The 15,798-nt window shown below is 61.5% G+C and carries 17 protein-coding genes; 12 read left to right on the forward strand and 5 right to left on the reverse strand.

The annotated features are described in order from the left end of the window. Positions 1–109 precede the first annotated feature (109 nt). The 11 genes from VE009_RS22440 to VE009_RS22490 all read left to right on the forward strand — a co-directional run bounded on the left by VE009_RS22440 (position 110) and on the right by VE009_RS22490 (position 10,362). A complete protein-coding gene (locus VE009_RS22440; RefSeq protein ID WP_325011535.1) occupies positions 110–790 on the forward strand; it encodes a response regulator transcription factor in 681 nt (226 codons plus the stop codon). Positions 791–938: 148 nt separating this feature from the next. Further along, positions 939–1,985, forward strand: a complete 1,047-nt coding sequence (locus tag VE009_RS22445; protein WP_325011537.1) for an HD-GYP domain-containing protein — start codon at positions 939–941, stop codon at positions 1,983–1,985. A gap of 197 nt (positions 1,986–2,182) precedes the next feature. Further along, positions 2,183–3,190: a 2-oxoacid:acceptor oxidoreductase family protein gene (locus VE009_RS22450; RefSeq protein WP_325011539.1), complete on the forward strand. Its 1,008-nt coding sequence runs from the start codon at positions 2,183–2,185 to the stop codon at positions 3,188–3,190. A gap of 33 nt (positions 3,191–3,223) precedes the next feature. Next, positions 3,224–5,530, forward strand: a complete 2,307-nt coding sequence (locus VE009_RS22455; protein WP_325011541.1) for a thiamine pyrophosphate-dependent enzyme — start codon at positions 3,224–3,226, stop codon at positions 5,528–5,530. A 12-nt stretch (positions 5,531–5,542) separates the two neighbouring features. Beyond that, the gene (locus tag VE009_RS22460) at positions 5,543–5,812 is read left to right on the forward strand and encodes a hypothetical protein (protein WP_325011543.1); all 270 of its coding nucleotides are present in this window, start codon (positions 5,543–5,545) and stop codon (positions 5,810–5,812) included. 48 nt (positions 5,813–5,860) lie between these two features. Next, positions 5,861–6,352 carry a hypothetical protein gene (locus VE009_RS22465; protein WP_325011544.1) on the forward strand — a complete coding sequence of 164 codons (492 nt, stop codon included), beginning with the start codon at positions 5,861–5,863 and terminating at the stop codon, positions 6,350–6,352. 92 nt (positions 6,353–6,444) lie between these two features. Further along, a complete protein-coding gene (gene yhfH / locus VE009_RS22470; RefSeq protein ID WP_325011546.1) occupies positions 6,445–6,633 on the forward strand; it encodes a protein YhfH in 189 nt (62 codons plus the stop codon). A gap of 161 nt (positions 6,634–6,794) precedes the next feature. Beyond that, positions 6,795–7,319, forward strand: a complete 525-nt coding sequence (locus VE009_RS22475; RefSeq protein WP_325011548.1) for an ADP-heptose synthase — start codon at positions 6,795–6,797, stop codon at positions 7,317–7,319. Positions 7,320–7,502: 183 nt separating this feature from the next. Continuing rightward, entirely contained in the window at positions 7,503–8,549 is a 1,047-nt protein-coding gene (locus tag VE009_RS22480) for an ABC transporter substrate-binding protein (protein WP_325011550.1), read from the forward strand. A 66-nt stretch (positions 8,550–8,615) separates the two neighbouring features. After that, positions 8,616–9,566: an ABC transporter permease gene (locus VE009_RS22485; protein WP_325011552.1), complete on the forward strand. Its 951-nt coding sequence runs from the start codon at positions 8,616–8,618 to the stop codon at positions 9,564–9,566. Between the two features lies 1 nt (position 9,567). Then, complete coding sequence (locus tag VE009_RS22490) at positions 9,568–10,362, forward strand: ABC transporter ATP-binding protein (protein ID WP_325011554.1); 795 nt, start codon at positions 9,568–9,570, stop codon at positions 10,360–10,362. 52 nt (positions 10,363–10,414) lie between these two features. Here VE009_RS22490 and VE009_RS22495 read toward each other — a convergent pair whose 3' ends face one another. The 5 genes from VE009_RS22495 to VE009_RS22515 are packed head-to-tail and all read right to left on the reverse strand — an operon-like array spanning position 10,415 to position 15,096. Further along, complete coding sequence (locus VE009_RS22495) at positions 10,415–11,395, reverse strand: YpdA family putative bacillithiol disulfide reductase (RefSeq protein ID WP_325011556.1); 981 nt, start codon at positions 11,393–11,395, stop codon at positions 10,415–10,417. A 33-nt stretch (positions 11,396–11,428) separates the two neighbouring features. Continuing rightward, entirely contained in the window at positions 11,429–11,908 is a 480-nt protein-coding gene (locus VE009_RS22500) for a cobalamin-dependent protein (protein ID WP_325011558.1), read from the reverse strand. Between the two features lies 1 nt (position 11,909). After that, positions 11,910–13,466, reverse strand: a complete 1,557-nt coding sequence (locus tag VE009_RS22505; protein ID WP_325011560.1) for an acyl-CoA mutase large subunit family protein — start codon at positions 13,464–13,466, stop codon at positions 11,910–11,912. Positions 13,467–13,480: 14 nt separating this feature from the next. After that, entirely contained in the window at positions 13,481–13,999 is a 519-nt protein-coding gene (locus tag VE009_RS22510; protein ID WP_325011562.1) for an isoprenylcysteine carboxyl methyltransferase family protein, read from the reverse strand. Positions 14,000–14,025: 26 nt separating this feature from the next. After that, a complete protein-coding gene (locus VE009_RS22515; protein ID WP_325011564.1) occupies positions 14,026–15,096 on the reverse strand; it encodes a type III polyketide synthase in 1,071 nt (356 codons plus the stop codon). A gap of 165 nt (positions 15,097–15,261) precedes the next feature. On the opposite strand from VE009_RS22515, the gene VE009_RS22520 reads away from it, so the two are divergent. Further along, positions 15,262–15,780: a protease gene (locus tag VE009_RS22520; protein WP_325011566.1), complete on the forward strand. Its 519-nt coding sequence runs from the start codon at positions 15,262–15,264 to the stop codon at positions 15,778–15,780. Positions 15,781–15,798 lie beyond the last annotated feature (18 nt).

Raw genomic sequence — 15,798 nt, forward strand, 5'->3', positions numbered from 1 at the left:
TATATCCATAAGGTCGTTTCATCCAATATAATGATTGGAAGATGTTAACAAACTACTGGAACGTTCGGCTAGCCGCGTTCGCTCGCCGCCGGAGGTTGGAAATCATAGGATGGAACTTAAAACCGTAGTGATCGCGGAGCGCCAGACGCTCCTGCGCGAAGGAGTGCGTAAAATCATCGAGTCGGAGCCGGACTTGTCCGTCGTCGCCGCGTGCGAAAGCAGCGCGGAGCTGATCGCGGCGGTTCGCACGCTGCGGCCGTCCGCGGCGATCGTCGACGTCGGGCTGAAGCCCAGGGGCGGCATCGACCTGACATTTTGGGCGAAGGAGCATCGCCCGGACACGAAAATCATTTTGTTCGCGGACGACCTGGACGACGACGACGTCGTTCGGTCGATCGCCGCCGGAGCCGACGGCTTCCTGCTCAAAGATACCGATTGGAGCGACCTGCTCGGATACGTCCGGGCCGTCCTGCAAGGCCATCTGTACGTGCCCGAACGGCTCGCGAAAAAGCTGTCGACGAAGCTGTTTCGCATGCTGTCGGGCGAACGGAACGGCAATGAGCACATGCAGTCGCTTTCGGAGCGCTTTCGCTTGACGGAGAAGGAATACGAAATCTCGCTCCTGATGGCGCGCGGACTGAGCAACCGCCAAATCGCGGAGGCGCTGATGTACAGCGACGGCACGGTCCGCAATTACGTCAGCAACGTATACGAAAAAATCGGCATACGGGATCGGGCGAAAGCGGTCATCTTTTTGCGCGAGGCCGGGTTCCAGCAGCTTCACGGATAACGAGTCTCGCTACGCATGTCGGTAAGCCTTTTCGAAAGATGACAGCTGTCACTATCGGAAAGGCTTACCTTCATTTAAAATTGAATTAATCGAAAATAAGTAAATTTTGTTAATCCGGTCATGAAGCGACATATGGGGGAATCGGAAGATGCTCGAGCAATGGATCGGCTGGGGGGTCAAGAACGACGTTTTCAACGCATCGGGGTTGCTGGTTGTCGCCGCGAATACGACGTTGACCGAAATGCATATCGAGTTGATCCGCAAGCACGGCATCACGCTTCTTCCGCATCATGTCGCTCCGCCGGCGAACGGTATCGCAGCGCCGCGGCCGCAGCCGATACCGCAGGCGGTCCCAAAGACGAACGACGCGATCGTCACGAAGGCGACCGAAGAAATGAAAGAAGTATTCGTTCGTTTTCGCGTCGGCGATCCCCCGTCGGTAAGCGAGATGAAATCGGATCTCATTCCTTCGGTGCAAGAGGCGATCGAATTTCCGACGCTGTTCGGGCTGCTGTCCGGGCTGCAGGCGAAGGACGACTACACGTTCCGACACAACATCGGGGTCGCGGTGCTGTCCACGATGCTGGGCAAGTGGCTCAACCTTGACGCGGAACAGCTGCAGACGCTTACGCTCGCGGCGGCGCTTCACGACATCGGGAAAGTGAAGATCGAAGACGATATCCTGAACAAACCGGGCAAGTTCACCGACGAGGAGTATGCGCTCATGAAGCGGCATACGACGTTCGGATACGACATCTTGCAAAAACGCAGCGAGCTGCATGCCGAGGTGCCGCTCGTCGCCCTGCAGCATCACGAACGGCTCGACGGCCGCGGGTATCCGCACGGCATTACGGGAGACAAGATGACGTACTTCAGCAAAATCGTAGCGGTGGCGGACGTGTTTCACGCGATGACGTCCAATCGGGTGTATCGCGGAGAGATTCCTTTTTATAAGGTACTCATGCAGATGAAGGACGACGCGTTCGGGAAAATGGACCCGTTCTTGTGCAACGTATTCGTGCGTCGAATGATGGAAATGTCGATCGGCAGCGAAGTGGTGCTGTCGAACGATCAGCGGGGCAGCATCGTTCTCATTTATCCGGACGATCCGGTCCGGCCGCTCGTGCAGGTGGACGGTCAATTTTACGATCTGCGCAAGCACAGCCAGCTGAAAATCGAGCAGCTTGTTGGGTAATAGAATCGCAATAGGAGACTGTGTTATACAATAGTTTGAAACAGTTTCATGAGGACTGCCGGAGCGCGAAAAAGCGCCCGGCTTTATTTTTTCGAATAGGAAAAAAATTGTTCGCAACCGAGGGAAATCCTGTTATACTCTAATGTAAGTTTCTGTTTCAAAGATTGTTCGGTTGGACGAGGGAAGGGGAGGGCTTCATGGCACAGTTGCCAAAAACGAACGAACTCGGCTTTTTCGAGATTCGGCTGGAATCGATCGGCGGGCTGGGTGCGAACTTGGCTGGTAAAATGCTGGCAGAATCGGGCGTAGTTGGAAGCGGCTTCAACGGGGTCAGCTTTTCGTCTTACGGTTCCGAGAAAAAAGGTTCGCCGGTCAAAGCGCATATCCGGTTTTGCGACATTAACGCGGACATACGGGATACGACGCCGGTCGAACGGCCGCATATCGTCGGCATATTCCACGAAAACCTGTCGAAGACGGTCAACGTCGTCAGCGGCATTTACGCGGACAGCATCGTATTGGTGAACTCCGCCCGCACGCCGGAGGAGCTGAAAGAGAAAATGAAGCTCGTCGGCGGCACGGTCGCGGTCATCGACGCCACGGGCATCGCGCTCGAGGAGAAAAACCGCGTCAACATGGCGATGCTGGGCGCGATGTTCCGGCTGTGCGACTTCCTCGATGCGGAACACATGAAGGGCGTCATCCGGAAATCGCTCGAGAAAAAATATCCGCAAGCGGTCGAGCCGGCTCTTCGTACGTTCCAGCGCGGCTACGACGAAGTGAAGTTCCAGACGTTCGCGCTGCCGGAAGGCGTCGAAATGCCGCTGCCGAAGCGTTGGGACATTCCGGTGCTCGGATACGAAACGCAGCCGATCGGCGGCGTCGTCATCAATCCGGGTAACTCGATCTTGAAGGACTTGAGCATTTCCCGAAGCGGCATGATGCCGCACTTCGACGACGACAAGTGCATTCACTGCGCGGCTTGCGACACCGCTTGCCCGGACTTCTGCTTCGTATGGGAAGAGCAGCCGGACAAGAAAGGCCGCCCGCAAATGTTCCTCCAAGGCATCGACTACCAATACTGCAAAGGCTGCCTCAAGTGCGTCACGGCGTGCCCGACCGAGGCGCTGTCGTCCGCGCGCGAGACGGACGGCTACGGCGAAGAGCACCGCGTGCCGCATAAGTTCAAGCTGGTAGGGGCGTAATCGATTCGACAGAAAGGGAGAGGTGAACCGAGCATGGCAATCGAATACGAAAAGGAAGTCGGCGGCGGTACCGTCGAACAGCGCATCGTATACGAATCCGGCAACGAGATGGCCGCCTACGCGGCGCATCAAATTAACTATCATATCATGGGATATTTCCCGATTTCGCCTTCGACCGAGGTAGCGCAGTTCCTCGACTTGATGAAAGCGAACGGCCAGCATGACATTAAGCTGATTCCGGCGGACGGCGAGCACGGCTCGGCGGGCGTCTGCTACGGCGCGTCCGCGGCCGGCGGCCGCGTGTTCAACGCGACGAGCGCCAACGGCTACCTGTACATGCTGGAGCAAATGCCGGTGCAGTCCGGCACGCGCTTCCCGATGGTCATGAACCTCGTCTGCCGTTCGGTATCCGGTCCGCTCAACATTCACGGCGACCATTCCGACCTGTACTTCGCGCTGAACACGGGCTGGCCGATCCTCATGTGCCGCGACCCGCAGGCGGTGTACGACATGAATATCATGGCGATCAAGCTCGCCGAGCATCCGAAGGTGCGTCTTCCGGTATTGGTCGCGTCCGACGGTTACTTCACGTCGCACCAGAAGCGCCGCGTCCAGACGTTCGCGCATCGCTCCGACGTGCTCAGCTTCGTCGGCGAGAAGCCGCCCGAAGGGTACCCGCACGTGCTCGACCGGAACAATCCGATCACGGTCGGCCCGTACATGAACGAGCCGGACTATATCAATAACTGTTATCAGCAGACCGTCGCGATGTACAACGCAGGCGAAGTGTTCGACGAAATCCGCAAAGAGTACGCTCAGCTCACGGGCCGCGACTACCCGATCCTCGACCTGTACCGGATGGACGACGCGGAAGTCGTGCTGTTCATGCTGAACTCCGCATCGGAAATCACGAAGGTGGCGGTCGATCAGCTGCGCGAGAAAGGCGTCAAAGCCGGTTCGATCACGCCGAACATGATTCGTCCGTTCCCTGCGAAGCAAATCGCGGAAGCGCTGAAGAACGCGAAAGCGATCGTCGTCGGCGACCGCGCGGATTCGTACGGCGGCCACGGCGGCAACATGGTCAACGAAGTGAAGGCGGCGCTCTTCACGCACGGCGTGAAGGACATTCACGTCATCTCCCGCGTATACGGCCTCGGCGGCAAAGACTTCTTCCTCGACGACGCGCACGCGCTGTTCGAGCTCGCGATCGATGCGGCGAACAAAGGATATGTCGAGAAGCCGTTCGACTATTACGGCCACACGCCGGGCGACCCGGACAAGGCGCCGAAGCGCGTTCTTGAGCCGATGGCGTACGAGGACCTCAAGACGGGCCTCATCACGGTCGACAAAGACGAAGCGACGGGGCAGCTGAAGGTCAAAGTTCCGCCGATCCGCCAATTGACGAAAAAGCCGAAGCGCCTCGCGCCAGGCCACGGCGCTTGCCCGGGCTGCGGCATTTTCTCGGGTCTCGAGCTGTTCTTCAAAGGCATCGAAGGCGACATCGTCGCGCTGTACCAGACGGGCTGCGCGATGGTCGTCACGACCGGCTTCCCGTACTCGTCCCACAAGGCGACGTACATTCACAACCTGTTCCAGAACGGCGCGGCTACGCTCTCCGGCGTCGTCGAGATGTTCTGGGAGCGCAAGCGCCGCGGCGAGCTCGATCAATACGGCCTTAAGGACGACTTTACGTTCGTCATGATCACGGGCGACGGCGGCATGGACATCGGCATGGGGCCGGCGATCGGCGCTGCGCTGCGGAATCACAAGATGATCATCCTCGAGTACGATAACGAGGGTTACATGAACACGGGCGCGCAGCTGTCGTACTCGACGCCGCTCGGCCACCGCACATCGACGTCGAACGTCGGCAAGCATCAAGGCGGCAAGCTGTTCCATCACAAGGACACTGCGCAAATTATGGCGGCGACGAACATCCCGTACGTCTTCACCGGCTCCGAAGCGCATCCGCAGGATTTGCTGAGGAAAGCGGCGAAAGCGCAGTACTATGCGCAAAACGAAGGCATGGTATACGGCAAAATTTTGATCACGTGCCCGCTCAACTGGCTGTCCGAGGAAAAAGAGGGCGCGACGATCATCGAGAACGCCGTCAACTCCTGCTTCTTCCCGCTGTACGAGATCGAGCGCGGCGTGACGAACATCACATACAATCCGGAAGAGAAAAACAAGCGGGTGCCGCTTAGCGACTGGCTGAAGCAACTGGGCAAGACGAAGCATATGACGAAGCCGGAGTACGAAGAAGCGTACAAGGCGTTCGAAGGCGAAGTCGACCGCCGCTGGAGCCGTCTCAAGGCGAAGCACGAAAATCCGTACTTGTAATCGGAGATCGGGATGCCATACGTGCTCAAGCATCGCGCCACGGGAGAAATCTCGGCGAGTGAGCTCCGCAACGTATACGATCTTGTGTATTACGGCGCGGAATGGTGGGACACTGAGGAAGAGGCGGCGGAGGCCGCCTCGGCCCGGCCGGATTGGGAGCCGTTCTCGGTAACGGAGCAGCGGCTCAAAGTGTTGAACGTCAAACTCAATAACGATGCCAGCCGGAAGTTGTTTATCGACGACGACGGAACGCTTCGCGTAGAGACCGGTTCCGCCCGTTAACGGCGGAACCGGTTTTTTAGGCAGGCACGTTGCGGAAAGGGAAACGACATGTCTTTGACCTCGACGAACTATTACGAGCTTCTGGGCGCGCCCGAGCGGCGCGAACAATTGAAAGCCGCAGTCGAACGCGGAGGATACGACGCGTTCCGCGCGCTCGTCGACCAGCTGGAGAACGCCTTGAAGACGGTAGGCGAGGACGGCTTCGACGATGTGGCGTCGCGCCTTCGCGCCGGGGCGGAGCTGTTTCCGGAGCCGGCGCGCTTCAGCCCGACCTGGCAGAAGGTATGGGCCGAGCTGAGCGAGAAGCTGCGCTGGAAACGGTACGCCTACGAATCCGTGCCGGCGTCCGAGAGGAACGGCGACTGGCAAATCCTCATGGACAACCCGTTCACGAATCACGAGGTCGTCTGTTACCCGAGCCTTAGCTTCATCGAAGCGGCGTATTTATTCGGGTATTTCAAGCCGACGCTCGAGCGAAACGAATATTTGCGCCTGCAAAAAATCGTAACCGCGGTCGAAGTGACCGGAGACCGGGAATGACGGTGTGATAGCGTTTGCAAAAAATCGCTTGTCGGACAAGTCTCTGTTATAGTACAATCGAAACAGAGGCGAATCGAAGGCGGTGAATGCGAATGCAACAGCTTTCCGTCGTTCATTTTTTCGACAACCTGCCGCCCAAGCAGTGCCGCACCTGCGGCGATTTGCTGCTGGAGCAGGCCGACTGCTACTTGAACCAATGCTTTGAGTGCATGGATTTGTACGTCGTCCCGTTGTCCTTGTCGCCTCGTTACGCGGCGAAGCCGACGGCTTCCCACGCGTAACGCTGCAGCTTACGTCACGGCCTCCGGCGCAGGAAACCGCGCCGGAGGCTTTTTCCGTTCGCGCGATTTTGAATCGGGCGGAATGAATCTTAACTTTTTCGGACATTTATGATATGTATGTATAGAGTCGATTTCGGATTGTCCGGGAAGGAGGGCGCCAGATGAAACGGCGTTTTGTCATCGAAGCGGTCATGGCGGCCATTTACGGAGAATTGATGGTCCCGAACCGTCCGGTAGAATATTTGTTGCCGTATTCCACCGTTCAAGAATTGTACGATATGAGAGATAACCCGGAGCCCGTCATGCCGGATCCGTCGGACGACGCGCACGTGAAGAAGAAGATTGAGGAAATGATCGCCTTCTTCGAGGATTCGTTCAATCGGAAGAAGATCGAACGAGCGTTTCCTGCGCCTTGGAAGCTGAGCCTGCCGCTCGTCGTCAACGAGAACGTGACGTTCATCGTCGTCAATTCGATGGAGAACGCGCAATACGGCGAGACGTTCGATCCGATCGAAACGGAGCTGCTGCTCACGTCGGTCCGCGAACAGGCCCCGATTGTAACCGATCAATTGGATTTCTTGGAGCGGGTCATCGAGCATGAAATCCCGGTCCAAGTGTTCGATATCGAAGATTTTGAATACGCGCTGGAAGCCGAAATTCAGGTCGAGGACTGGAAGACGACCTAAGCTCGGCAAGAAGGCGGTTTCGACTCGACCGAAAAACGCGTCCGTGCGCCTCCGGAGAAGGGGGCGGCGGGCGCGTTTTGCATTCTGCCATTAATTAACATCATCTATTATGAATTGACGGTTAACCGCCGTCCAATATAATATAGAATAATAGATTTTAAGATAATGTAGGGGGACGGACGGATGAAACGGACAGCTTTGGCAATGCTTGCAGTCGCATCTACGCTGGTGTTCGCGGCTTGCGGCAATTCCGCGGGCAGCGGGGAAACGGCGGGCAGCGGCGAACCCGCGGGCAGCGCAGAAAAGGTTTACAAAATCGGAATCTCGCAAATCGTCGAGCATCCTTCACTCGATGCGACGCGCGAAGGCTTCTTGGCCGGTTTGAAAGACAGCGGTCTTGTGGAAGGCGAAAACCTCGAAGTCGATTACAGCAACGCGCAAGGCGACAACTCGACGAACGCGACGATCGCGCAAAACTTCAAAGCGGACAAAAAAGATCTCGTGCTCGGCATCGCGACGCCGTCGGCGGTCGCGCTGGCGGACGCCATCGACAACGCGCCGGTCGTTTTCACAGCGGTGACAGACCCGGTGGCAGCGGGCCTCTTGCAGGACCCGACGAAGCCGGGCGGCAACGTGACGGGCATCTCGGACACGCATCCGGACGAAATCGCGAAGCTGATGGATTTCATCGCCGAGCATTTCCCGAACGTGAAGACGCTCGGCACGGTCATCAACGAAGGCGAACCGAACTCCGTCGTATCCATCGAACGTGCGCAAGCGGCGCTGGACAAGCATGGGATTAAGATCCAGAAGGCGGCGGTTACGAACAGCTCTGAAGTGCTGCAAGCAGCGGAGTCGCTCGCGGGCCGCGTCGACGCCATCTATATCCCGAAGGACAACACCGTCATCTCCGCTTTCGAAGCGGTCGTCGGCGTTGCGAACGACAACAAGCTCCCGCTTTTCGCGGGCGATATCGATTCTGTGAAGCGCGGCGCGTTCGCGACGTTCGGCTACGAATATTACGATATCGGTTATACGACAGGGAAATTGGCCGCCGACATTTTGCTGAACGGCAAAAACCCGGGCGACGTGCCGGTCGGCTATCCGGAATTCCTCGACCTGTACTACAGCGAACCGGCCGCTGCGGCGCAAGGCATCGAAGTGACGCAGGCGATCCGCGATCTGATTACGGACGAAGCCGTTCAAGTCGTCAAAGAAGTGCAGCAATAATGCTCGACCAGGGAGAGTGACCCGTTCCGCGGGCCACTCTTACCTTTTACGGAGGTATCTATCGTTATGATGTTTTTGATGTTCTTGAGTTCGCTGCTCGGTTCGATCGTCGGTTCGGTCGAGCTAGGCCTGTTGTATGCGCTGATGGCGTTGGGCGTCTATTTAACGTACCGGGTGCTCGATTTTCCGGACCTTACGGTGGACGGCAGCTTTACGACCGGCGCCGGCATCGCCGCCGGCATGATCGTGGCGGGCTACTCGCCGTGGCTGGCGACGATCGCCGCGTTCTTCGGCGGCCTCGCGGCGGGCGCGGTCACCGGCCTGCTTCATACCAAAGGGAAGATCAACCCGCTCTTGTCCGGCATCCTGATGATGATCGCGCTGTACACGATTAATTATCGGATCATGGGCCGGCCGAACATCCCGCTGCTCAACCAAGAGACGGTGTTTCCCGAAGGGAAGCTTATCGATACGGCATTCATCGAAGCGTCGTACGCGCTGCTGCTCGCGCCGATCGTCGTGCTGCTCGTGAAAGCGCTGCTCGATTGGTTTTTGCGCACCGATCTCGGCATGGCGATCCGCGCGACGGGCGATAACTCGCGCATGATTCGCAGCTTCGGGGTGAACACGGACCATACGATCGTGACGGGCGTCAGCCTGTCGAACGGCCTCGTCGCGATGGGCGGCGCGTTCGTCGCGCAGTACCAAGGCTATGCCGATCTGCAGATGGGCATCGGCATGATCGTTATCGGCCTTGCCTCCGTCATTATCGGCGAAGTCATTTTCGGCGTTCGGTCGATTTGGCAGACGACGCTGGCGGTCGTGCTTGGGGCCGTCGTCTACCGGATCGTTATCGCGCTGTCCATCCGTTACGGACTGGAAGCGACCGATATGAAGCTGATGACGGCGCTGATCGTCACCGTCGCGCTCATCGTGCCGATGGTGAACAAGCGGAGGAAATTGCGGCAGATCGGACGAAAACGGAGCCTCGAGCTCGCGGAAGGAGCGGGGAAATAACATGCTGAAGCTGTCGAATGTCACCAAGGTGTTCTTCCCGTATTCCGCCGACGAGAAAATCGCGCTGTCGAACGTCTCGCTCGATCTCGCCGAAGGCGATTTCGTGACCGTCATCGGCAGCAACGGGGCCGGCAAGTCGACGCTGATGAACGTCGTCTCCGGCGTGCTTACGCCGGATATCGGCGACGTCTCGATCGACGGGACGGTCGTCAACGCGCTGTCGGAGCACGAGCGCAGCCGGTGGATCGGCCGCGTGTTCCAGGATCCGATGGCCGGCACCGCGCCGCATATGACGATCGAGGAAAATTTGGCGCTCGCGCTGCTGCGCGGCCAGTCGAGAGGGCTTCGCTCCGGCGTGACGCGGGCGAAGCGGGCGCTGTTCGTCGAGCAGCTGTCGAGCCTCGGGCTCGGCCTTGAGCGTCGGCTGACGGCGCGCGTCGGTCTGCTCTCCGGCGGGGAGCGTCAAGCGCTCAGCCTGCTGATGGCGACGTTCACGCAGCCGAAGGTGCTGCTCCTCGACGAGCACACCGCGGCGCTCGATCCGTCCCGGGCGGCGCTCGTGACGGAGCTGACCGACGCGATCGTGAGCCGCAGCCGGCTGACGACGCTGATGGTGACGCACAACATGGAGCAGGCGATCCGGTTAGGCAACCGTCTCATTATGATGGACAAAGGGAAAATTATTTTGGACATCGGCGGGGAAGAGAAGCAGTCGCTGACGGTCGCGTCGCTCCTCGACCGGTTCGCCGCGATTCGCGGCGAACGGCTTGCCGACGACAGAGTCGTTCTGGGGTAAGTCGAGGAAGAGTAGGGCAAAGAGAGCAGATCGAAGAAAAGAAAATAAAGTGCTATCCTTGTCGCTCGGCGCGTAAGTGCCGAGCGATTTTCGTTCCGTGGTGGCGTCCGCTTTCGATGAAAATTTCGTTCGCGTCTTCCCCCGAGGCGACGACGCCGGCGACGTACAGTCCCGGGACCGTCGTTTCCATCGTATCGGGGTCGTAGACGGGAGCGCCCGTCTCCGGCTTCGTTTCGGCGCCCGAGCCGGCGAGCAGCGTTCGGTCCGGACGGAAGCCGGTGAGCGCCAGCACGAAATCGGCTTCGGCCGTCTCGAGCGAGCCGTCCTCGCGTTCGATCGTGACGGCGTCGGGCTTGATTTCGATGATGCGGGATTTATACAACATGCGAATCGCGCCTTTGGCCACGGCGCTGTCGAAGAGCGGGCGGACCCACGGCTTGACGCGCTGCTTCCCTTCGTCGCCGCGATACACGACGGTCGGTTCGGCGCCGACGCGGACGAGCTCCATCGCGGCGTCTACGGCCGAATTGTTGCCGCCGATGATCGCGACCTTCGTGCCTGCGTACGGATGCGCTTCGTCGAAATAGTGCGAGACGTGCGGCAGCTCCTCGCCCGGAATGCCGATCCAGTTCGGCCGGTCGAAGTAGCCGGTCGCGACGACGACGGCGGGCGCCTCGTAAAATTTCTTCACGCCGCGGCGTTCGGTTTCGACGAGGAAACTGCCTTCGGACGTCTTGCGAATCATCGTCGCTTCCTCATACGCGTGGATGCGCAGCTTGCGGCGCTGCGCGACGCTGCGGTAATATTCGAGCGCTTCGCGGCGCGTCGGTTTGTCGTGGGGCGTCGGGAACGGGTAACCGCCGATCTCGAGCAGTTCGGGCGTACTGAAAAAATGCAAATGCGCCGGGTACCGGTAAATCGAGTGCACGACGTTATATTTTTCGATGACGAGCGGCTCGAATCCGGCATCCTGCAAAGCGATCGCGGCGGCGAGGCCGCAGGGTCCCGCGCCGATGACGAGTATGTTTTCCATGATGACCTTCCACTCCCATTTATGAGCTTTAGGTTATCCTACCTCATTTTCGCTCGAGATGCCATTCCGCCGGCGCAACGCTTCGCGGATGAAGGCGGCGGCGTCCGCGACGCTCTGGTGCGGGCGGAACACGGCGGCGATGCCGCAAGCGCGCAGGGCCGGCTCGTCCTGCGGCGGAATGATGCCGCCCGCGACGACGAGGCCGCGCCAGTGCGCTTCGCGCAGCGCCGCCGCGACCCGCGGGAACAGCTCGAGATGCGCGCCGGCGAGCGACGAGAGGCCTACGCAGTCGACGCTAGCGGCGACCGCTTGGGCCGCGACTTCCTCCGGCGTGCAACGGAGCCCGGTGTAATGGACGCGGAAGCCTTCCTCGCGCAGCGCTCTGGCGACGACGAGCGCGCCGCGGTCGTGGCCGTCGAGGCCGACCTTGGCGATCAGGATCGCGGGCGCGTCGGTCGTTCGCGTTGCGGCATGCCATGTTTCGACGATTCCCGTCTCTGTAACGTCGTTCATCTCAACCGAGTTCCTCCTTCTCTTCGAATGCTCCCTCCGGCGGCTCGCGATATTCGCCGAACAGCGCCGCGAGCGCGCCGTACATTTCCCCGATCGTACATCCGGCGTTCGCGCAGTCGATCATCGCCGGCATAACGCTGCGGCCTCGTTCGGCCGCCGCCGCGAGCGCATCAACCGCCCGGCGCGCGTCGGCTTCGGAGCGCGCCTCGCGGTGCCGGCGCACCGCCTCGATCGCGCGGCGTTCCTCCGCGCCGCTCGAGGCCGCGCGCGGGAACGCCGCGCGGACGCTCGCCGGTTCGCCGTCCGCGAACCGGTTGACGCCGACGATCTGTCGCTCGCCACTTTCGATGCGCCGGTACTCCCGGTACGCGGACTCGCGGATCGCGCGCTGAACGAAGCCGCTCTCGACGGCGCGGAGCGCGCCGCCGACGCGGTCGATCGCCTTGACCCATTCGTGCGCTTCCCTCTCCAGCCGATCGGTCGCCGCTTCCACCTCGTAGGAGCCGGCGAGCGGATCGATTCGCTCCGCCACGCCGGACTCGTACGCGAGGATATGCTGCGTGCGCAGCGCAAGCGCCGCCGACGCCGCCGTCGGCAGCCGGAGCGCCTCGTCCTTGGCGTTCGTATGCAGGCTCTGCGCGCCGCCAAGCACCGCGGCGAGCGCCTGCAGCGTCACGCGGACGACGTTGTTGTCCGTCTGCGAAGCGGCGAGCGCCGAGCCCGCCGTCTGCGCATGAAACTTCATGCGCCACGATTCCGGGCGCGCCGCGCCGAGACGCTCCCGCGCGAGCTTCGCCCACAGCCGGCGCGCGGCGCGGAACTTCGCGGCTTCCTCGAGCAGATCGGTGCCGGCCGCGAAGAAGAACGAGAAGCGGGGCAGCGTCTCGTCGACCGGGATGCCGCGCCGCGCCGCCGCTTCCGCGTAGGCGAGGCCGTTCGCGATCGCAAGGCCGATCTCCTGCGCCGCGTCCGCGCCCGCTTCGCGCATATGATAGCCGCTGACGCTGACCGGATGCCAGCGGGGATAGTGCCGGCAGCCGAATTCGATCGCGTCGACGGCCATGCGGACCGACGGCTCCGGCGGCAGCACGTACAAATTGCGCGCGGCGTATTCTTTGAGCATATCGTTCTGCACCGTGCCGCGAAGCGACGCCGGCGGAACGCCGCGGCGCGATGCCAGCGCGGCGGTGAACGCGAACAGGGCGGGGGCCGTCGCGTTCGCCGTCATCGATAAGCTCGTCTCGCCGAGCGGAATGCCGCGCAGCACGGCGTCCCAATCGGCGAGCGTCGCCGCGGAGACGCCGGTTTTGCCGACCTCGCCCGCCGCTCGCGCGTCGTCCGGATCGAGGCCGAGCTGCGTCGGCAGGTCGAAGGCGACGGACAAGCCGGTTTGGCCTTGCGCGAGCAGCCGCTTCAGCCGCCGATTCGTTTCGCGGGCGGTGCCGAAGCCGGCGTACTGCCGCATCGTCCACAGCTTCTCGCGATACATCCGCGGGTAGATGCCCCGCGTATACGGGTACGTCCCCGGCCGTTCGTTGGTAGGTTCGCGTGGGTCCATGCAGCATCGACTCCTTACGGTTGAGAGGACGCGGAGCGAAGCGCATCCTCTTCGACGGCGACGCGCCGGCGGAGGAGCGCGGCGTTGATCGGCGGGAAGAGGGCGGCCGCGAGGAAGCAGCCGAACGCGAGCGGCAGCACGAGCATCTCCAGCGTCACGATCGCATAATTCGGATGCTTCAGCCACTTGTACGGCCCTTCGCGGACGAGGCGCATGCCGGGCAGCACGACGAGGCGCGTGTTCCAGTAGACGCCTAGCGTCCTTATACACCAGACGCGGGCCGCCTGCAGCAGCAGAAACAGCCCGAGCGGGACGAGCGTCCACGGCTCGAAGGCGGGGCGGCGCGCGACGAATTCGACGAGCAGGAACGCGAGAAACGCGATGTGCAGCGCGACGATGCGGCCGTACGAATCGCCGGGCACTTCGGCGCCGCCCAGCCGCTTCAGGAGCGCGGCGTTGCGCTTCGCGAGCCGAAGCTCGAGCAGCCGCTGCAGCACGACGGCGGCGAACCAGCACGAAAACCAAATCGACATGTCGAGAAACCTCCTCTATGCGTTTGTTACGCCCACCGAAGCAGCAGCAGCTCCGACGAGAAGCCGGGCCCGAGGGCGCCGGCGATTCCCCACGAGCCCCGCTCGGGCGGCCCTTCGGCGCGCAGCATTTCCTCCAAAACGAACAGCACCGTGCAAGAAGACATATTGCCGTAATCGCGCAGCACGCGTTCGGCGGCGGCGAGACGCCCCGGCGGCAGGCGGAGCGCGTCCTCGTAAGCCTGCAGCACCTTCTTGCCGCCCGGGTGCAGGGCGAAGCGGGCGAGCTCGGCCGCCCGCAGGCCGTGCGGCGCCAGCAGCTCGTGGGCGGCGCCCGGCATCCGCTCCCGGACCAAAGCCGGAATGTCCCGGGAGAACACGACCTTCAGGCCGTCGTTCGTCACGTCCCAGCCCATCACGTCCAGCGTGTCCGGCCAAATCGTGCTTCGCGTCGCGGCGACGCTCGGGGCGCCGGGATCGCGCCCGCGCCGTCCGCTCCCCGCGACGAGCGCGGCGGCGGCGCCGTCGGCGAACAGCGACGTCGCGACCAAGTTGCTCTTGGACGCGTCGTCGCGCAGGAACGTCAGGCTGCACAGCTCGACGGCGACGACGAGGCAGAGCTCATCGGGGAACGCCTCCACGTATTCGCAGGCGCGCGACAAGCCGGCCGCGCCGCCGGCGCAGCCGAGCCCCCACAGGGGCGAGCGTTTCACCGACCCGGCAAATCGGAGGCGGTTGCACAGATGCGCGTCGATGCTCGGCGTCGCCGTGCCCGTCGTCGTCACGAGCACGATGTGCCCGACGTCGGCCGGCGCCGCCCCCGCGCGGTCGAGGCACTGCCGCACCGCCTTCTCCGCCAGCGCGACGGCGTGCTCGACGAAGAGGCGGTGCTTCTCTTCGACCGAATGCGCGGCGGCGTACCAGTCGAGCGGCATGCAGAAATGACGATGCGCGATGCCGCCGTTGTCGAATACGCCGAGCAGCCGTTCGAGGTGGGGCATGCGAGGCGCGAACATGGCGCGCACCGTTTCCCGCACGTCGGCTTGGGCGACCCGGTTCGCCGGAACGCTGGTTCCGACGGAGGCGATCCACGCGTTCATGGCACGCTCCTCCTTTGCTGGAAATCTGTGCATTTAGCGTTCCAGATCCGAAGGGAGCTTATACAACTTTTTAACGTGACGAAACGTTTCCCGCGGCGCATGCGTATTATTACGTGGTGATATCTCCCAATACCGTAAAAGAAAAGGAGGGATCGATTCGCCGGCATGGCAGAAATCTATTGGATTTGCTTTATCGGAGGCGCCGTTTTCGCGGTGCTGCTCGTACTGTTCGACACGGCGGCGGGCGGATTCGTCGACGGCGTGCTCGACGCGCTGCCGGACGCGCTCCATCCGATCGTCCTCGTCGGCGGCATCGTGGCCTTCGGCGGCGCCGGCATCCTGCTGACGCAGTACAGCCCGTTCGGCCCGTGGACGGTCGCATGCCTTGCCGTTCTGCTCGCGGCGCTGCTCGCGACGCTGTTGTTTTTCTTTTACGTGAAACCGATGAACGAGGCGGAAATGTCCGTCGCGTACTCCATGGCGGAGCTGACGGGCAAGCTCGGCGAAGTGACGGTGCCGATTCCAATCGGCGGGTACGGGGAAGTCGCCTTCACTTTCGGACACGGTCTCGTGCATCACATCGCCGACACCCGCGAACGCGAACCGCTGTCCGCCGGCGAGAAGGTGCTCGCCATCGACGTGAAGGAAGGCGTCGTCACGGTATGCCGCTGGTCGGAATCGTAATCCAAAATACATAATCTG

The sequence above is a fragment of the Paenibacillus sp. genome (genome assembly GCF_035645195.1).
Lineage (GTDB): Bacteria > Bacillota > Bacilli > Paenibacillales > YIM-B00363 > Paenibacillus_AE.